General features: G+C 72.9%; 19 protein-coding genes and 2 tRNA genes. 13 read left to right on the plus strand and 8 right to left on the minus strand.

What is annotated here, in order from left to right:
* Positions 1-45: 45 nt before the first annotated feature.
* Positions 46-1,845: a hypothetical protein gene (locus tag ACFYS8_RS12620; RefSeq protein ID WP_387639656.1), complete on the minus strand. Its 1,800-nt coding sequence runs from the start codon at positions 1,843-1,845 to the stop codon at positions 46-48.
* A 140-nt stretch (positions 1,846-1,985) separates the two neighbouring features.
* Between ACFYS8_RS12620 and ACFYS8_RS12625 the strand changes: the two genes are divergently transcribed.
* Positions 1,986-2,765, plus strand: a complete 780-nt coding sequence (locus ACFYS8_RS12625) for a WXG100 family type VII secretion target (RefSeq protein ID WP_387639659.1) — start codon at positions 1,986-1,988, stop codon at positions 2,763-2,765.
* 13 nt (positions 2,766-2,778) lie between these two features.
* Here ACFYS8_RS12625 and ACFYS8_RS12630 read toward each other — a convergent pair whose 3' ends face one another.
* Together ACFYS8_RS12630 and ACFYS8_RS12635 are read right to left on the minus strand one after the other, a co-directional pair.
* Positions 2,779-3,357: an SUKH-4 family immunity protein gene (locus ACFYS8_RS12630; protein ID WP_387639661.1), complete on the minus strand. Its 579-nt coding sequence runs from the start codon at positions 3,355-3,357 to the stop codon at positions 2,779-2,781.
* A gap of 58 nt (positions 3,358-3,415) precedes the next feature.
* Entirely contained in the window at positions 3,416-4,396 is a 981-nt protein-coding gene (locus ACFYS8_RS12635) for a nucleic acid/nucleotide deaminase domain-containing protein (protein ID WP_387639664.1), read from the minus strand.
* Between the two features lie 125 nt (positions 4,397-4,521).
* Here ACFYS8_RS12635 and ACFYS8_RS12640 point away from each other — a divergent pair, with 125 nt between their 5' ends.
* The 5 genes from ACFYS8_RS12640 (at position 4,522) to ACFYS8_RS12660 (ending at position 7,791) form a co-directional block, all read left to right on the plus strand.
* Positions 4,522-5,385: a nucleic acid/nucleotide deaminase domain-containing protein gene (locus tag ACFYS8_RS12640; RefSeq protein WP_387639666.1), complete on the plus strand. Its 864-nt coding sequence runs from the start codon at positions 4,522-4,524 to the stop codon at positions 5,383-5,385.
* Positions 5,386-5,429: 44 nt separating this feature from the next.
* The gene (locus ACFYS8_RS12645) at positions 5,430-6,143 is read left to right on the plus strand and encodes a hypothetical protein (RefSeq protein ID WP_387639668.1); all 714 of its coding nucleotides are present in this window, start codon (positions 5,430-5,432) and stop codon (positions 6,141-6,143) included.
* Between the two features lie 125 nt (positions 6,144-6,268).
* Positions 6,269-7,114 (plus strand): DUF3152 domain-containing protein, encoded by an 846-nt coding sequence (locus tag ACFYS8_RS12650; protein WP_387639670.1) that lies wholly within the window; start codon positions 6,269-6,271, stop codon positions 7,112-7,114.
* Positions 7,114-7,392 carry an SUKH-4 family immunity protein gene (locus ACFYS8_RS12655; protein WP_387639673.1) on the plus strand — a complete coding sequence of 93 codons (279 nt, stop codon included), beginning with the start codon at positions 7,114-7,116 and terminating at the stop codon, positions 7,390-7,392. Before ACFYS8_RS12650 ends, ACFYS8_RS12655 begins: the two co-directional genes overlap by 1 nt.
* Positions 7,393-7,428: 36 nt before the next feature.
* Entirely contained in the window at positions 7,429-7,791 is a 363-nt protein-coding gene (locus ACFYS8_RS12660) for a hypothetical protein (RefSeq protein WP_387639675.1), read from the plus strand.
* A gap of 16 nt (positions 7,792-7,807) precedes the next feature.
* Here ACFYS8_RS12660 and ACFYS8_RS12665 read toward each other — a convergent pair whose 3' ends face one another.
* The 4 genes from ACFYS8_RS12665 to purS all read right to left on the minus strand — a co-directional run bounded on the left by ACFYS8_RS12665 (position 7,808) and on the right by purS (position 11,920).
* Complete coding sequence (locus ACFYS8_RS12665; protein WP_387639678.1) at positions 7,808-8,620, minus strand: sterol carrier family protein; 813 nt, start codon at positions 8,618-8,620, stop codon at positions 7,808-7,810.
* 74 nt (positions 8,621-8,694) lie between these two features.
* Positions 8,695-10,950 (minus strand): phosphoribosylformylglycinamidine synthase subunit PurL, encoded by a 2,256-nt coding sequence (gene purL, locus ACFYS8_RS12670; RefSeq protein ID WP_387639680.1) that lies wholly within the window; start codon positions 10,948-10,950, stop codon positions 8,695-8,697.
* Complete coding sequence (purQ, locus tag ACFYS8_RS12675) at positions 10,950-11,627, minus strand: phosphoribosylformylglycinamidine synthase subunit PurQ (RefSeq protein WP_387639683.1); 678 nt, start codon at positions 11,625-11,627, stop codon at positions 10,950-10,952. The genes purL and purQ overlap by 1 nt, the downstream gene beginning before the upstream one ends.
* A complete protein-coding gene (gene purS / locus ACFYS8_RS12680; RefSeq protein WP_387639685.1) occupies positions 11,624-11,920 on the minus strand; it encodes a phosphoribosylformylglycinamidine synthase subunit PurS in 297 nt (98 codons plus the stop codon). Before purS ends, purQ begins: the two co-directional genes overlap by 4 nt.
* Positions 11,921-12,336: 416 nt before the next feature.
* Here purS and ACFYS8_RS12685 point away from each other — a divergent pair, with 416 nt between their 5' ends.
* The 7 genes from ACFYS8_RS12685 to ACFYS8_RS12715 all read left to right on the plus strand — a co-directional run bounded on the left by ACFYS8_RS12685 (position 12,337) and on the right by ACFYS8_RS12715 (position 16,868).
* Entirely contained in the window at positions 12,337-12,654 is a 318-nt protein-coding gene (locus ACFYS8_RS12685) for an Lsr2 family protein (protein ID WP_073807183.1), read from the plus strand.
* A 152-nt stretch (positions 12,655-12,806) separates the two neighbouring features.
* A tRNA-Gly gene (locus ACFYS8_RS12690) sits at positions 12,807-12,879 on the plus strand.
* Positions 12,880-12,917: 38 nt separating this feature from the next.
* A tRNA-Gly gene (locus tag ACFYS8_RS12695) sits at positions 12,918-12,993 on the plus strand.
* A gap of 185 nt (positions 12,994-13,178) precedes the next feature.
* Entirely contained in the window at positions 13,179-14,156 is a 978-nt protein-coding gene (locus ACFYS8_RS12700) for an ABC transporter ATP-binding protein (RefSeq protein WP_387639688.1), read from the plus strand.
* Positions 14,153-14,956: an ABC transporter permease gene (locus ACFYS8_RS12705; protein WP_387639691.1), complete on the plus strand. Its 804-nt coding sequence runs from the start codon at positions 14,153-14,155 to the stop codon at positions 14,954-14,956. Before ACFYS8_RS12700 ends, ACFYS8_RS12705 begins: the two co-directional genes overlap by 4 nt.
* 125 nt (positions 14,957-15,081) lie before the next feature.
* Entirely contained in the window at positions 15,082-16,257 is a 1,176-nt protein-coding gene (locus ACFYS8_RS12710; protein WP_387639693.1) for a sensor histidine kinase, read from the plus strand.
* Positions 16,254-16,868 carry a response regulator gene (locus ACFYS8_RS12715; protein ID WP_387639696.1) on the plus strand — a complete coding sequence of 205 codons (615 nt, stop codon included), beginning with the start codon at positions 16,254-16,256 and terminating at the stop codon, positions 16,866-16,868. The genes ACFYS8_RS12710 and ACFYS8_RS12715 overlap by 4 nt, the downstream gene beginning before the upstream one ends.
* Before the next feature lie 27 nt (positions 16,869-16,895).
* On the opposite strand, the gene ACFYS8_RS12720 is transcribed toward ACFYS8_RS12715, so the two are convergent.
* Positions 16,896-17,795, minus strand: coding sequence for a phosphoribosylaminoimidazolesuccinocarboxamide synthase (locus tag ACFYS8_RS12720; RefSeq protein ID WP_387639698.1), 900 nt, complete (start codon positions 17,793-17,795; stop codon positions 16,896-16,898).
* Positions 17,796-17,805 lie beyond the last annotated feature (10 nt).

The raw sequence follows: 17,805 nt of genomic DNA on the forward strand, positions 1-17,805 counted from the left end.
TGCACCGACGGGCCGTCCCCCACCGCGGGGGGCGGCCCGTTCCCGTCAGCCCTTCAGGTCGACGGCGAGCGGGCCCTCGTCGAGGCCCACCAGCAGGACGTCGCCGGCCAGTGAGAGCCCGTCGGCCGGGGAGCCGAGGCGCAGGTCGAGCACGCTGTCGGGCTGCTCCGGGCGCCTGACCCGGATCAGGCCGTCGGACCAGGCGGTGGCCAGCAGCAGCCCGGACGGCCCGGTGCCGAGGGCGAGTGCGGTGACCGGGCACGGGCGGCGCTCGGCGGGTTCGGGCATCGGCTCGGAGCCGGGCCCCCAGAGCCGGACGGCACCGTCCAGGCCGCCGCTGGCCAGCAGCGGGGCGCCGGGCCCGGTCCGGTCGGCGCCCACCGCGTCGGCCGCCAGCGCGGTGACCGGGCCGGTGTGCAGCTTCTCGCTCAGCACCGCGCCGTCCTGGTACCAGTGCACGCCGCCGCCGCTGTCGCCGAGCGCCGGGGCCGCGCCGGGCAGGCCGGGAGCGGCGGCCAGGACGGCCGGTTCGCCACCCACGGCGGCGCGCAGCCGGGCCAGCGCCTCGTCCAGGGCGTACGGATCGAGGCCGGGGGCGGTCGGGCCGGGCGTGACCAGGTCGAGGCCGCCCCAGACGTCCAGCAGGACGAGGCTGCCGCCGGGGGTGGCGGCGAGGGCGCGCAGCGGTTTCGGGCCGGGCACGGCGATCCGGCCGAGCACGGTGCCGTCGGCCGGGGAGAGCGCGTGCACCGCGCCGCCCGCGTCGGCGAGCAGCCACTGGCCGAGGTACGGGCCGGCGCCGGGAGCGGTGGCGGCCGCGCCGGGGCTGTGACGGGCCCAGCGGGCGGCCCAGCGGCCGGGGGCGGTGCCGAGCCGGTCGGCGGCGAATGCGGCGACGACGGCGACCGCCGGGTCCGCGGGGTCGGTGCCGAGCAGCCGGGCGCGGAGCTGGTGGGCCCGGACGGCGGGCTCGGGGGTGTCGATCAGCGCGGGGCCGGCGGCCTGCCAGGCGGCGTCCAGCGCGGCGGGGGCGGTGCCCGGGGCCGCGCTCTCCAGGGCGGCGGTGACGGCGACGGGTTCGGCGAGCACGTACAGCAGCGGGTCGGCGGCCAGCGGGCCGAGCTCGCCGGCGCGGGCCGCGGCCGCCCACAGGCCGGTGAGCAGCTCCGTCCCGGCGGCGGGGAGGTCGGGCCCGCCGTCGGCGCCGAGCGGGACGCGGGCCAGCAGGTCGGCGAAGGCGGGCGGCGCGGGCGGCTCGGCGGTGCCCAGGGCCCGCCCGGGGTTCGGGTACCCGGTCGGGTCATGGCCCTCGTGCTCGCACCAGGCGTCCCAGCGTTCGCGGTCGGTCCAGCGGGGGTCGTCCAGGTCGAGTTCGGCGGGCCCGGTGACCGCGGTGAACGCGAGCTCCGGGGTGGCCTCGACCACCAGCCGGACGTGCGGCAACCCCAGGAGCGGGTCGAGGAGTTCGGCCACCAGCCGGGCCGGGTCGAGGGCCTTGTCGAGCTCGGGGACGCAGATCACGGTGCGCCGCGGGTCGGCGGCCAGCCGGTCGAGCAGGTCCCCGGGGGTGCGGGCCGGCACGTCCAGCTGCTGTCCGAGCTGCCAGACCGCGGCCCGGACGCCGTACCCGTCGGCGGGCAGGAAGGCGTTGACCCGCCGTTCCACGGGGGTGTCGGGGGCGGTGGCGCCGGCGATCAGCCAGGCCAGCAGGTGGGTCCGGCCGCTGCCCGGCGACCCGGAGACCCGGCACAGGCGCGGCGCCCTCGGGTCCCCCAGCCAGCCGAGCAGGGCCGCTCCGGCGGCCCTGCGGCCGGCGCGCAGCGGCGGTATCCGGTGCTCGTCCATCCCCTGGCCCCCGTTCCGTTCGGTGTTCGGCACTGTCCTTGTCGGAGCCTACCCATCGGGAATCCCGCCGGGGCAAGGGAGTTGACCGACTCTCGGTGCAGCCTGAATAGTCGTTCCGGAAGACGGGGGAAGGAGAGCGCATGGGCGTCGTACTGCCGGGTGAACTCGCCTGGGTGCTCGACCTGATCGGCGTGAACTGGCCCAACGTGGACGAGGACGAGTACCGCGAGATGGCGGACGAGCTCCGCGAGCTCGCCTCCTCGCTCACCGAGGACCGGGACGTCCTGTCGAGCGTCGTCGGCAACCTGATGGGGATGAACCAGGGGCCGGCCGCGGAGGCGTTCCAGGCGAAGTTCGACAAGGTGGTCGGCACCCACCTGCCGCAGGTCAGCAAGGCGCTGGACCTGTTCGCCACCGGGCTGGACGGCGCCGCGCTGGTGATCACCGGCGCGAAAGTCGCCGCGATCGCCCAACTCATCATCATGGCGACCGAGTTGATCGCCGCGCAGGCGGCCGCGCCGTTCACCTTCGGGCTGTCCGAGGCGGGCGCGGTGGGCGCCACCCAGGCCACCCGGATCATCGTCAAACGCCTCCTCAAGGAGGCCGAGCAGCAGCTGCTGTCGCAGCTGATGTCGCTGGTCGAGGGCCCGGTGTTCGCGGCGCTCGGCGGCATGGCGCAGGACCTGGTGGTGCAGCTGACGATGAACGCGGTCGGCGCCCAGCACGGGATCGACCTGGGCCGCACGGCGCGGGCCGGCGAGGACGGCTTCAAGGACGGCGTGCAGCAGTCCGTCGACCAGGTGAAGGGCTACGCCGCCGACCCGCTGGGCTCCGCCGAGCAGTTCGGCCAGAACGTGGTCTCCGGCGCCGCCGCCAACCGCGGTGCGGCCCCGTCCGGCAACGCCCCGCGCGGACGCTGACCCCGACGGGCCGTCAGGAGCCGTACCGGATCTCGTCGAGCAGCAGCCGCCAGACGCCCTCCGGTTCGGCCATGGCGCGCGGCTCCAGGGCGGTCAGTTCGGCGGTGAGCCGCTCGACCGAGTCGCGCAGCTCCTCCGCCCCGCTGCCCTCGTCGTAGTGCGGCAGTTCGCGCTGGAAGGCCAGCAGGAAGGCCGCCAGCGAGGACAGGTCGGCGTGGTACGGGCGGTCCAGGCCGTCCTCGGCGATGTCCAGCGGGATGGCGTGGACGCCGCCGGTGGCGCCGTTCAACGCCAGTGTGCCGGTGGCGAGTTCACCGAGGATCAGCCAGGAGCCGACACCGGGGCCGAACAGCTCCAGGTACTCGTCCTCGGCCTCGCTCCAGTCGCCGAAGTGCTCGCGCAGCGGCACGGGCCCGGTGGCCAGGTGCTCCTCCGCCTCGAACACCGCGGTGCGGCCGGCCGGCAGGCCGACGGTGGTCAGGAAGTCCCGGGCGCCCGGGTCGGTCACCGACTCGGCGATCCGCTCCGCGGGGGGCCGGACCAGGCCGTCCGGCCCGAACTCCCGCTCCATCTCCGCGCGTGTCACTGCCACCCGGGGTCCTCCCGCCGTCCGCCACGGCCCCGCCCGGCCCGGTGCGGACCGGCGCGGCTCAGCCGTAGATCTGCTTGTGTCTGCGCTTCAGTCCTATCAGATAGCGGTTGTGCTGGATGTTGCCGTCGGAGGAGGACTTGCCGTCGTAGTCGAAGCTGTGGGTGACGTCGGTGGTGTTCGGGAAGTACTGCTTGAGCCAGGCCCCGCAGGTACTGCCGGTCGGACAGGGCTCGCGCTCGGTGTAGACGGCGTCGACGTTGCCCTGCAGGCCTTTGCGCAGGAAGGGCAGGCCGAGCACGATCTCGGAGTGGGAGCTGCGGGGAATGCTCTGGGCCACCACGATGACCGGGTTCCCGGTGCCGTTGTCGTAGTGGAAGGCCGCGTAGTTGGCGCTCGGGTTCTCCAGGACGCCGCCGCCGTACTGGTTGGTCGCCCGCCGGGCGCGCTGGGTGGCGCGGGCCAGTTCGGAGCTGCCGGTGTCGATCTTGGTCGACGGAACCAGCGGGCGGCCCGTCTTGGGGCGCCGCTTGGGGTTGAACGGGTAGTTCTTGCGGTCGTTGGGCGGGCCGACGGTGGTCAGGTTGCCCGGCCCGTGCGGGTTGGGATCGAGCAGGTCCCGGATGCCCGGCTCGTGACCGGCGATCGGCTTCGGGGCGCTCCCGTCGCTGTGCAGCCGGTGGAGCTGGCCGTCGGCGCTGAGCAGGTAGACCGGGGTGGTGTCGTGCTTGGCGGTGATCCGCTTGAACTCCTGGCCGAGGCGTTCCTCGTTCTCGCGGTGGTTCTTGTTCATCGTCAGCAGGCCCTTGGAGGCCTTGTCGGCGTGGTCCGCCAGGGCGTCCAGGGCCTTCTCGATGCTCTGCAGGGCGGTGGAGGCGGCCTTGGCCACCACCTCGCCCAGCTTGTCCCCACGGCCGGTCGAACTCGCCTTCGCATGGCCGTAGTTGACCTTGTGCTTCTTGGCGCTCAGCTTCGCGTGCAGTTGGTCGAACTCGGCCGCGGCCTTTTCCACGTTGTCGTAGTGGTGCGCGATGTCGTCCACGTCAACCCCCGTCCCGCCCAACGCAGTTGCCGCCCCCGATCGGGGCGCTCGCCGTATCATCGCACCGATCCGCCGCCTGCGGCCGGTCCGGCGCCGATCGAACGCCCCGCGCATACACTGCTGCCATGACCGCAGAACTCGCCCAGCGCCTGCTCGACCGCTTCGGCCCCGCCGGCCTCCGCCGCCCGGACGCTGCCGAGTTCGCCCGCGTGACCATCCCCGCCGCGGCGGCCGAACTGCTGGCCGCCACCGGCCTGCCGGTCCAGGTCGGCCCCTACTTCCGCACCTCCGCCGAGGACGCGCTCGCCCTCGGCGACCTCACCGCCGGCCAGGACCGGCCCGGCCCGCGCGACGGCGAGGAGCAGTGGGCCCGGCTCGGCACCGACGGCGGCTCCGAACTCTGCCTCGACCCGCAGGGCCGCGTCTGGTCGGTGTTCGTCGACTTCGAGGAGCCGCCCGTGCTGGTCAGCACCAGCCTGGAGGCGTTCCTCTCCTCGCTCGCCGAACTCGACCGCAGCCTAGCCGCGTTGGCCACCGCCGAACAGCCCGACCAGGTCTTCGCCGAGTTCACCACCGTGGAGAGCCGGCTGCGCGCCACCGACCTGCGCGCCTTCGAGGACGACGAACTGTGGTGGCCCCGGGTCCTGGAGGACGTCCGGCACACCCGCGGCGTGCCGAGCTACGCCTCCTTCAAGTACCTGGACGCCAAGGGCGAGCCGCAGATCATCACAGCCGGCGGCTCGCTCGCCCTGCACGCCGAGGAGGCGCTCTGGCATCGCGCCCGGGCCCTCGGCGTCCAGTCCGAGCAGGTCGTCGAGGTCTACACCGAGCTGCAGGCCTGCTTCATGCCCGGCCACTACTGCTCGGTGTGGATGGCCGAAACCTTCCCGCAGGCGGCGTTCACCCATAGCTACGACTACGGCGACACCGCCGCCGAGCGCGAGGCCGGTATCCGCGAACTCGCCGAGGCGCTGACCGCGCGCGACTGACGCGGCCTCAACTACCCTTCACGCCAAGGACGTAGCCTGGGCCGGTGACTGCTGACCGCATACCCGGCCCGGCCGCCCGCCGGCTGCTCGCGCTGCCCGCCGCCGTCGGCCTCGCCCTCGGCGCGGCCGCCTGCTCGGACGACAGCTCCGGCAGCGGCCTGTCGTACGCCAAGGTGCGCTCCACCGCCGAGCAGCTCCGCCAACAGCCGTCCACCACCTGCCCGTTCGGTCTGGACGAGCTGGCCGCCGCGCTCAGGAACGCCGGGATCGACCGCCCCGTCGCCCCGGGCGCCAAGGACACCAAGGCGGTCGAGGGCGAGCTCGGTGACGGCACCCCGCCCTACCCGTGGCCGTCCGGCACCAGCCCGTCGCCGACCACCGCCTCCGCGCCCGGCATGCCCCCGCACGCCTGGGTGACCTGCACCTGGACGGCCGGCAGCGCCACCGTCCGGCTCGACCTGGAGGCCGTACCGATCGACGACGTCGGTGTGAGCGTGATGCTGCCGACCCTCCAGCGGACCGGGCAGCTGACCGTCGACCAGCTCGGCGAAGTGGTCACCGGCCGGCCCGGGCCCGGCGACCGGCCGAAACTGCTGCCCGGCAGCGGGATCGCCGCCATCGCCCGGGTGCCGCTCAAGGGCGACGGCGACCTGGTACTGCTGCTCTCCCAGGGCGACGCGGACCCGGCCGACCCGGCCCTGACCGGGGAACCGCTGACCAAGGTGCTGGAGCAGCTCCAGGGCCGGATCCACAGCTGAGACCCGGCCCGGCGGAACCAACCGCAGCCAGGCCGCGTATGTTCACGATGCAGCAACAACCGTGCGAAACGGGCCACCGAACCGCACCGCACACCCGCAACTGTCGTCGTCCCGAGGGAAACCAGATGCCCGCAGCCCGCAGGTCACCCGGCAGGTCCGCCCGGCGCCGCGCCCGCTCGCGCCGCCGCCGGACGGCCCTGGCGCTGGGCGGCACCGCGGCGCTGGTCGTGCTCGGCGCGGCCGGATTCACCCTGCTCGGCCCGAGCGACGGCCAGCCGCAGGACGCCGGATCCACCACCCAGGCCCGGCCCGTCCCCCCGGTCAGCGACTCCCCCGAGCCCTCGAAGTCCGCGGAGAGCAGCGCGCCGCCGCAGACCGAGCCGCCCAAGAACGACTCGCAGGTCGTGCAGCACGGCAGCGGCAACTTCACCACCGCCACCGCCAGCAGCGGCGCGGTCGGCACCGGCGGCACCGTACGCCGCTACCAGGTCCAGGTCGAGGACGGCATCAACATCGACCCGAAGGCCGCCGCCGACGCGATCCACAAGGTGCTGGGCGACAAACGCAGCTGGATCTCCAACAAGCGCGACAGCTTCAAGCTGGTCTCCTCCGGCACCTACGACTTCACCGTCATGATCGCCTCGCCCGACACCACCGACAAGATCTGCGGCGCCGGCGGCCTGGACACCAAGGGCGAGGTGAACTGCGACGTCGGCAAGCAGGTGGTGGTCAACTCCAAGCGCTGGCTGACCGGTTCACCCCAGTTCGACGGCACCCTGGACGACTACCGCGCCCTGATCGTCAACCACGAGGTCGGCCACCGCATAGGCCACGGCCACGAGGGCTGCCCCGGCCCCGGCAAGCCCGCCCCCGCGATGATGCAACAGATCTACGGCCTGAACGGCTGCACCGCCAACGCCTGGCCCTACGACACCAAGGGCACCTACCTCAAGGGCCCGTCGGTGCCCTGATGCCCACCCCACCCGTCCGGCCCGTCACCCGCGCCGAGTTGGAGCAGGTCTACGGCGCCGACGGGCTCCGCCGCTACCCTGCGGCGGAGCTGCCCGCCGTCGTCACCGACCCCTCTGCCCGTGCCTTGCTCACCGACGTCGGCCTGCCCGACGGGCCCGGCGCGTTCCTCTTCTTCGGGCAGGTACCGACCCCGCTGGCGGAGTACGTCAGCGATCCGGCCGCGCTCTGGCCCGACCTGCCGGACGGCGGCGCCGGCCTGGTCGCCCTCGGGTACTAGGGCGCGACGTTCGCCCTCGACGGCGCCACCGGCGAGGTGTACGCCCTGATCCCCCACCAGCCGGCCACCGTCGACGGCCGGCCCGCCCACCGCGACCTGCACTCCCTGCTCCGCTGCCAGATCGCCTTCGGCGCCGACGAGCTGAGCCTGCTCGGCGACCTGATGGACCCAGACACCGTCGACTGGTGCCGGGCCCACATCGCCGGCTTCGCCGAGGCGTTCCCGCCCGAGGAACTCGACGAGGACGGATATCCGGTCGACGAGGAGCCGGACGGCACCGCACCGCATCCCGACGAGGTGATCGCCCGGCTCTCCGACAAGCTGCGGCAGATCGAGCCCGACCTGCTGCGCCACGCCGGCTGGGAGTCGATCGTCCAGCACTTCCGCTACGGCTACTGACGCCCGCCCGGCAGCCTCAGCCCAGCACCGGCAGGTAGCCGGACAGGTCGCTGCGCTCGCCGCTCGCGGTGAGGGTGGCGTCCAGGGCGTCGGGCCAGGCGAGGCGGCCGGTGGCGAGGCGGATCCAGCTGAGCGGGTCGGTCTCGACGACGTTCGGCGGGGTGCCGCGGGTGTGCCGGGGGCCCTCGACGGCCTGCACCACGGCGTGCGGGGGGATCCGCAATTCGACGGCGCCGCCCGGCACTTGGGCGGCGAAGGCGTCGGCGAGCAGCCGGGTGGCGGAGGCCAGCGCGAAGCGGTCGTGCGGGAAGGCGTCGATGCCCAGCGCGTCCGCCAGGTCGTCTGCGTGCACCACCGTCTCCACCAGGCGGGTGACCAGGAAGTCGGCCAGCAGCATCGGGCCGAAGCGCATCAGGATCACCCGGCGGGGGTCGCGGCCCTCGTCGCTGTCCAGGGTCTTCCACAACTCGCCGAACTGCCGGTCGAGTTCGCCGGACACCTGGGCGGCGTCCCCGGCGAACTGCTCGGCCACCAGCTCCACCGCCGTCGAGTTGATCGCGGCGGCCGCCGTGCGGGTCTTCGAGGCCCAGTACAGCGGCGTGATCGGGGCCTGCGGCGGCAGCGGGTCGTGCAGGTGCAGCGGCACCCAGCTGGCCACCATGCCGAGGTGGGCGACGAGTTCACGCACCCGCCAGCCGTCCAGCCGGGTCGGCAGGGCGAGCTGCTCGTCGTCCAGCGCGCGGACGGCGGCGGCGATCGCGTCGAGCTGCCCGGTGAGCGCGGCGCGCACCTTCACCGGGTCGTAGGTTCGGGGCTTCGCAGTGGGCATGCCCGCAGCGTACAAAAAGGCGGGCGGCCGGTCCGGAGAACTCCGAACCGACCGCCCGTCGAAACAACGCCGCGTCAGGCGAGCAGCGCCTCGATGACGCCGGTGTGGGCGTCGCGCAGCTCGGCCAGCGTGACGGTGAACTGACCCTGGACCTCCAGGGCGTCGCCGTCGACCACGCCGATGCGGGCGGCGGGCAGGCCGCGGGCGCCGCACATGTCGTTGAACCGGAGCTCCTCGCTGCGCGGGACGGCCACCACGGCGCGTCCGGCGGACTCGGAGAACAGGAACACGAACGGGTCGATGCCCTCGGGCACGACCACCCGGGCGCCGTTGCCGCCCTTGAGGCAGCTCTCCACCAGGGCCTGCGCGAGGCCGCCGTCGGAGAGGTCGTGGGCGGCGTCGATCATGCCGTCGCGGGAGGCGGCGATCAGGATGTCGCCCAGCAGGCGCTCGCGCTCCAGGTCCACCTTGGGCGGCAGGCCGCCGAGGTGGTTGTGCACGACCTGCGACCAGGCGGAGCCGCCCAGCTCGTCGGCGGTGTCGCCGAGCAGGTAGAGCAGCTGGCCCTCTTCGGCGAAGCCGACGGGGGTGCGCCGGGTGACGTCGTCGATGACGCCGAGCACCGCGACCACGGGGGTCGGGTGGATGGCGACGTCGCCGGTCTGGTTGTACAGCGAGACGTTGCCGCCGGTGACCGGGGTGCCGAGCACCAGGCAGGCGTCGGCCAGGCCGCGGGTGGCCTCGGCGAACTGCCACATCACGTCCGGGTCCTCGGGGGAGCCGAAGTTGAGGCAGTCGGAGATCGCGAGCGGCTTGGCGCCACCGGCCGCGACGTTGCGGTACGCCTCGGCCAGGGCCAGCTGGGCGCCGGTGTACGGGTCCAGCTTGGTGTAGCGGCCGTTGCCGTCGGTGGCGACCGAGACGCCGAGGTTGGTCTCCTCGTCGATCCGGATCATGCCGGAGTCCTCGGGGCTGGCGAGCACCGTGTTGCCCAGCACGTAACGGTCGTACTGGTTGGTGATCCACGCCTTGGAGGCCTGGTTCGGCGAACCCGCGACCTTCAGCAGCGCGTCCTTCAGCTCGGCGCCGTTCGCCGGGCGGGCGAGCCGCTCGGCGGTCGGGGCGTCGGCCTGCAGGGCGTCCTGCCAGGACGGGCGGGCGTACGGGCGCTGGTAGGTCGGACCCTCGTGGGCGACGGTGCGCGGCGGCACGTCGACCACCAGTTCGCCGTGCCAGAAGATCTCCAGGCGCTCGCCGTCGGTCACCTCACCGATGACGGTGGCGATGACGTCCCACTTCTCGCAGATCTCCAGGAAGCGGTCGACCTTGCCGGGCTCGACGATGGCGCACATGCGCTCCTGCGACTCGCTCATGAGGATTTCCTCCGGCGAGAGCGTGTGGTCGCGCAGCGGCACGGTGTCCAGCTCGATCCGCATGCCGCCGGTGCCGGCCGAGGCCAGCTCCGAGGTGGCGCAGGACAGGCCGGCGCCGCCGAGGTCCTGGATGCCCGCGACGAGGTCTTCCTTGAAGATCTCCAGGGTGCACTCGATGAGGAGCTTCTCCTGGAACGGGTCGCCGACCTGGACGGCGGGGCGCTTGGCCGGGCCGGTCGCGTCGAAGGTCTCCGAGGCGAGCACCGAGACGCCGCCGATGCCGTCGCCGCCGGTGCGGGCTCCGTACAGGATGACCTTGTTGCCGGGGCCGGAGGCCTTCGCGAGGTGGATGTCCTCGTGCTTCATCACGCCGACGCAGAGCGCGTTGACCAGCGGGTTGCCCTGGTAGCAGGAGTCGAAGACGACCTCGCCGCCGATGTTCGGCAGGCCCAGGCAGTTGCCGTAGCCACCGATGCCCGCGACGATCCCGGGCAGCACGCGCCGGGTGTCCGGGTGGTCGGCCGCACCGAAGCGCAGCGGGTCCATCACGGCGACCGGGCGGGCGCCCATCGCCAGGATGTCGCGCACGATGCCGCCGATGCCGGTGGCCGCGCCCTGGTAGGGCTCGATGTACGACGGGTGGTTGTGCGACTCGACCTTGAAGGTGACCGCGTAGCCCTGGCCGACGTCGACCACACCGGCGTTCTCGCCGATGCCGACGAGCATCGCGTCGTTCTCCGGGGCCTTCTCGCCGAACTGCTTGAGGTGGATCTTGGAGCTCTTGTACGAGCAGTGCTCCGACCACATCACCGAGTACATGGCCAGCTCGGCGCCGGTCGGACGGCGGCCCAGGATCTCGCGGATCCGGGCGTACTCGTCCTCCTTGAGGCCGAGTTCCGCCCAGGGCTGGCCCGCGTCCGGGGTCTGCTCGGCGTTCTTGACGGTATCGAGACTCATCAGGCGTTCACCAGCTGCTTCAGGACGGAAGTGAAGAAGCCCAGGCCCTCGGTGGTCGGACCGGTGAGCGGCTCCACGGCGTGCTCCGGGTGCGGCATCAGGCCGACGACATTGCCGGCGGCGTTGGTGATGCCGGCGATGTCGCGGTACGAACCGTTCGGGTTCACATCCAGGTACCGGGCCACGATGCGGCCCTCCGCCTCGAGTTCGTCCAGGACGTGCTCGTCGGCGACGAACCGGCCTTCGCCGTTCTTCAGCGGAACGACGATTTCCTGGCCGGCCGAGTAATCCCGGGTCCAGGCGGTGTCGGCGTTCTCGATGCGGAGCTTCTGGTCGCGGCAGATGAAGTGCAGCGAGTCGTTCCGGGTGAGCGCGCCGGGCAGCAGGTGCGATTCGCACAGCACCTGGAAGCCGTTGCAGATACCGAGGACCGGCATTCCGAGCTTCGCCTGCTCGATGATGGTGTCCATCACCGGGGAGAAGCGGGAGATGGCACCGCAGCGCAGATAGTCGCCGTAAGAGAATCCGCCCGGCAGGACGACGGCGTCGACCTGGTGGAGATCCTTGTCGCGGTGCCAGAGGGCGACCGGCTCGGCGCCGGCCAGGCGGACCGCGCGCTGGGCGTCGCGGTCGTCGAGGGAGCCGGGGAAAGTGACAACGCCAACGCGGGTGGTCACTTGGCGTCTCCGACGACGGAGGAGGAGGGGACCATTGTCGCGGTCTCCTCGACGCGGACGGTGAAGTCCTCGATCACGGTGTTGGCGAGGAAGGTCTCGGCAGCTTCACGGATGCGGGCGAGCGCGGCGTCATCGACCGGCCCTTCCAGCTCCAGTTCGAAACGCTTGCCCTGGCGAACGTCGGCGATCCCGGCGAATCCGAGACGCGGCAGTGCACGCTGCACCGCCTGTCCCTGCGGGTCGAGGATCTCCGGCTTGAGCATGACGTCGACTACGACGCGTGCCACTGGCACTCCCGGTGGTGATTGCGTGAAGGCGGGGGACCTTCAGCCTACCTGGGCCGGAAGGCCTTCTTGCGGCCTACCTGCGGCAACGCGCGTAGACCCATGCCCCTTACGAGCCAAGGCCTCCAAGCCTCTCCCCCGGGCACCCGGATCCCCGGCGGCACCCGATTTCGTCGGTTTAATCCCGTCTGTAACGGGGCTGTATCGGCATCCGAGGGAACCCCGTGAATATCCAGAAAAAAGGAATCCCGAACTCTTCGATTTCCACCCGTTCCGGGTGCAGAATAGGGCGACCGGCAGCCGAACGCGCCGCATCTCGGCGTGGGCTCCCCCTGCCCGCCGACGGATGCCGTGATCCCGGCCCAACGGACCGGCGGGGCATCCGAGACCTCCGCCGGCCGAATTGCCCGAGAGGATTGACACCCATGGCTCAGCGTGTAGTCGTCACGCTCTCCGACGACCTGGACGGCGGCGCCGCCGCGGAAACCGTCCACTTCGGCGTGGACGGGAAGTCGTACGAGATCGACCTGTCCGCCGACAACGCGGAAAAGCTTCGGGAGGCTCTCGCCCCGTTCGTCGCCGCCGGACGCCGGCAGAGCCGCAGCGGAAAGTCCTTCCGTCGTACCGCGCTCACCCCCGACCCGGCCGCGGTCCGCGCCTGGGCGCAGTCGAACGGCATGGAGCTGCCCGCCCGCGGCCGCATCCCGAAGCACGTGTACGAGGCGTTCTCCGAGAACAACTGACCCTCGCCGGCGGCCCGTTGCGGGCCGCCGGCCCCTTCCCCGGCCGCCCCGCCGGGGAAAGGTGGGGCAAGCAGGTCGATTGATGTTGTAGAGTTCTTCTCGTCGCCGCAACCGGGGAAACCCGAGCGGGGCGGCCGGTGCCCAGGCACCGTGCGGACGTGGCTCAGTTGGTAGAGCATCACCTTGCCAAGGTGAGGGTCGCGAGTTCGAATCTCGTCGTCCGCTCGCAGCTAGCGTTACAGGCTGTAACAATTCAATATCATGCGGACGTGGCTCAGTTGGTAGAGCATCACCTTGCCAAGGTGAGGGTCGCGAGTTCGAATCTCGTCGTCCGCTCCAGTTCCGAAGGCCCCCTCGATCGAGGGGGCCTTCGGCGTTTCCAGCCCCGACCGGCACCCCGACGGCAGGACGCCCGACGACAGCCGCACCCGATGACATTTGTCATCGCCGACCCGTGGAACTCCACCGGCACCCGGTGACGGCCCGCACTACTGGACGGCCCGGCCCGGCGGAAGGCTGGAGCCATGACCGACACCAGCCGTCCCCGCCCCGCCGTCGAGGCCCGCGGCCTGCACCGCCGCTACGGACCGTCCGGCGCCGCCGGGTTCGAGGCCGTCCGCGGCCTGGACCTCAGCGTCGCCCGCGGCGAACTCTTCGCGCTGCTCGGGACCAACGGCGCCGGCAAGACCTCCACCATGGAGGTGCTGGAGGGCCTGGCCGCGCCAAGCGCCGGCGAGGTCCGGGTGCTCGGCCTGGACCCGGCCCGGGAGCGGCCCGCGCTCCGGCCGAGGATCGGCATCATGCTGCAGGAGGGCGGCTTCCCCGGCGAACTGACCGTCGCCGAGACCGGCACCTGCTGGGCCGGAATGACCAGCGACGCCCGCACCGTGGACGAGGCGCTCGACCTGGTCGGCCTGCTGCCCCGGCGCTCGGTGCGGGTCAAGCAGCTGTCCGGCGGCGAACGCCGCCGCCTCGACCTGGCGATGGCCCTGCTCGGCAGGCCCGAGGTGCTGTTCCTGGACGAGCCCTCCACCGGCCTCGACCCGGAGGCCCGCGCCTCGGTCTGGCGGCTGATCCGCGAACTGCGCGAGGCCGGCACCACCGTCCTGCTCACCACGCACTACCTGGAAGAGGCCGAGGAACTCGCCGACCGGCTGGCGATCATGCACGGCGGCCGGGTGGTGGCCGGCGGCACCGTCGCCGAGGTGCTGGCCGACCACCCCGCCCGGATCGGCTTCGAACTGCCCGAACGCACCGGCCCGCACGCCGCACTCGCCCTGCCGTCCCTGCCCGGCGCCGACCTGCGGATCGACGGCCGCCGGATCACCCTGCGCACCACCGACCTCCAGGGCACCCTGACCGAGCTGCTCGGCTGGGCCGCCCACCACCAGGTCGTACTGGACCGGCTGGACGCCCGCAGCGCCTCGCTGGAAGAGGCCTTCCTCGCCATCGCCGCGTCCGACGCGGCCACCGCCCCGCCGCAGATCGGACGTGCCGCATGACCGCCGCGACCACCCCCGCCGGACGCCTGCTCGCCCTCGGCCGCGCCGAGGCCACCCTGCTGCGCCGCAACCGCACCGCGATGTTCATGGCCCTGGCGCTGCCGCTGATCCTGGTCACCACGCTCCGCGGGATGCTCGACCGCCTCTCCGAGCACTCCCCCGGCCTGGACGTGAACGGCAACCTGGTGGCCGGATCGATGGGGATCGTGCTGATGATCGTCATCTACTGCAACCTGACCTCCGCCTACACCGCCCGGCGCAGCGAACTGGTGCTGAAGCGGCTGCGCACCGGCGAGGGCACCGACGCCGAGATCCTGCTCGGCACCGCCGCCCCGTCGATCGCGCTGGCGCTCACCCAGTGCCTGCTGCTGGGCGTCGGCGGCGCACTGCTGCTCGGCCTGCCCGCCCCGGTGAACCCGGTGCTGATGCTGGCCGGACTGGCCCTGTCGGCGGCCCTGCTGACCGCACTGGCCGCGCTGTCCAGCGCCTTCACCAAGACCGTGGAGACCGCCGGCATCACCACCCTGCCGCTGCTGCTGGTGGCGCAGCTCGGCTCCGGCCTGATGGTCCCGCTGGAGTCGATGCCGGACTCGATGGCGAACATCTGCCGGCTGCTGCCGACCACCCCGGCGCTGGAGCTGCTGCGGATCGGCTGGTTCGGCACCGACGGCTCCGGCCCGGCGGAGGGCTTCGCGGGCACGTGGTCGCAGGGCGCGCTGCCGCTGCTGCTGGCCGTGGTGTGGACGGCTGCGGCCGCTTGGGCGGCCCGGCGCTGGTTCCGCTGGGAACCGCGCCGCTGAGCGGCCGCGGGCGGGCTGGCAGGATGCTGGGGAGTCGTCAGGAAGCGGGGTACCCAGCGGTGAACAGGCCGAGGCCGATCGGGCGGTGGCGGTCCCTGTCGAAACCGCAGCGCACCGAGTTGTACGTGCGCTGGTCGCTGTACCTGGTGTCGGTGATGCAGGTGCTGGCCGCGCTCCTCGTGGTCGGGTCGGTGAGCGCCCGGCGGGAGGTGCCGACCGGCCAGCTCCTGCTGGCGGTGCCGGGCGTGCTGCTGGCGGCGGCGCTGAACGTGGTGCTGTTCCGCACCGGGCTGAACGCCTACCTGGGCCGCCGCCCGCACCCGTACGGCTGGGTGACGCTGACCGGGGCGGTGGCGGTCGGAATGTCACTGGCGATGATGCTGCCCACCGCATCGATGACCGGCGACGACGCGATGGTGCCGGCCGCGATCGCGCCGATGACGGTGACGTTCTGGCTCGGCGCCTGCGTGCTCGCCCTGTCGGTGCGCGAGGCGCTGCTGACCGCGGCCGTCTCGCTGACGCTGCTCGCGGCGCCGCTGCTGCTGGCCGGCGCCCACCCGGCCGCGGTGGTCGGCCTGCTGGTGGGCTGCCTGGTCGGCGCCACGATGGCCGGCGCCACCGCCCGCTGCTCGTCCTGGACGGCGAAGGTGGTGTGGGAACTGGACGGGGCCCGGGAGGCCCAGGCCCGGCTCGCGGTCGCCGAGGAGCGGCTGCGGTTCTCCCGTGACCTGCACGACGTGCTGGGCCGCAACCTCGCCACCATCGCGCTGAAGAGCGAACTGGCGGTGCAGCTGGCCCGCCGCGGGCGCCCGGAGGCGGTGGACCAGATGACCGAGGTGCAGCGGATCGCGCAGGACTCGCAGCGCGAGGTCCGCGAGGTGGTGCGCGGCTACCGCACCGTCGAACTGCACACCGAACTGATCGGCGCGGCCTCGGTGCTGCGCGCCGCGAACGTCGACTGCCGGACCGAACTGGCGGGCACGGACGCGCTGCCTTCCGAGGCGCAGTCGGTGCTCGGCTGGGTGGTGCGGGAGGCCGCGACCAACGTGCTGCGGCACTCCGAGGCCGCCAACTGCTCGTTCCGGCTGCGGGTCTCGGGCGGCCTCGCGGTGCTGGAGGTGGAGAACGACGGGGTGCCCGCCGTCCCGCCGTCCCGCACCGACGGCGCGGGCAGCGGCCTGCGCGGTCTGAGCGAACGCCTGGCCGCCCACGGCGGCACCCTGACGGCTGCCGGACCCGGCCCCGGACGGTTCCGGGTGACCGCCGAACTACCGATGAAGGCAAGGGAGTCCGTGGCGTGAGCGACCGGGTGCGAGTACTGCTCGCCGACGACGAGCATCTGATCCGGGGAGCGCTGGCCGCACTGCTCGCGCTGGAGGACGACCTGGCGGTGGTCGCCGAGGCGGCGTCCGGCCCGGAGGCGCTGGCGATGGCCGCCGCACACCGCCCGGACGTGGCGGTGCTGGACCTGCAGATGCCGGGCCTGGACGGCCTGGAGGTGGCCGCGGAACTGCGGCACCGACTGCCGGACTGCCGGGTGATGATCGTGACCGGGCACGGCCGCCCCGGCTACCTGAAGCGGGCCCTGGAGGTCGGGGTGCGCGGCTTCCTGCCGAAGACCGTCTCCGCCTCCGACCTGGCGGGCATCATCCGCACCGTCCGGGCGGGCGGCCGCTACGTGGACCCGGAACTGGCCGCGGAGGCGATCAGCGCGGGCGACTCCCCGCTGACGCCGCGCGAGACGGACGTGCTGGAACTGGCCGCCGACGGCTCCTCGATAGCCGAGATCGCCGACCGGGCCTCGCTGTCGCAGGGCACGGTGCGCAACTACCTGTCCTCGGCGGCGGGCAAGCTGGGCGCGGAGAACCGGCACGCGGCGGTGCGGATCGCCCGCGAGCACGGCTGGCTGTGACGGCGCGTCACAGCCAGCCCTGGGGATCTACTTCCAGTCGAGACCGGTGAGCTTCTCGTACGCGTCGATGTAGCGCTGCCGGGTGTGCTCGACGATCTCGGCGGGCAGCGCCGGCGGCGGGTTGTCGCTCTTGCGGTCCCAGCCGGAGGCGGGCGAGGTCAGCCAGTCGCGGATGATCTGCTTGTCGAAGGACGGCTGGTCGCGGCCCGGCTGCCACTCGTCGGCCGGCCAGTAACGGGACGAGTCCGGGGTCAGCACCTCGTCGCCGATGACCAGTTCGCCGTCCAGCAGGCCGAACTCGAACTTGGTGTCGGCGAGGATCAGGCCCCGGTCACGGGCGATCTCCCGGGCCCGCGAGTACACGGCGAGAGTGGTCTGCCGCAGGGTGGCGGCCAGGTCGGCACCGACCCGGTGGGCGGTCTCCTCGTAGGAGACGTTCTCGTCGTGCTCGCCGACCTCGGCCTTCAGCGCCGGGGTGTAGATCGGGGCGGGCAGCTCCGAGCCGTTGTCCAGGCCCTCGGGCAGCGCGATGCCGCACACCGTGCGGGACACCCGGTACTCCTCCAGGCCGGAGCCCGCCAGGTAGCCGCGGGCCACGCACTCCACCGGCGCCATCTCCAGGCTGCGGCAGATCAGGGTGCGGCCGGCCCAGTCGGCGGGGGCGCCCTCGGGCAGCTCGGTGGAGATCACGTGGTTGGGCACCAGGTCGGCGATCCGCTCGAACCACCACAGCGAGAGCTGGGTGAGGATCCGGCCCTTGTCGGGGATCTCGTTGGGCAGCACCCAGTCGTAGGCGGAGGTGCGGTCGCTGGCCACCATCACCAGGTTGCCGTTCCCGTCCCGGTACAGGTCGCGCACCTTGCCGGTGTGCAGGTGGACCAGGCCGGGCACCTGGACCGGCTCGGGCTTGGTGACGAATCCGCTCACGGTCGTAAAG

The organism is Kitasatospora sp. NPDC004615, from assembly GCF_042873545.1.
GTDB lineage: Bacteria > Actinomycetota > Actinomycetes > Streptomycetales > Streptomycetaceae > Kitasatospora.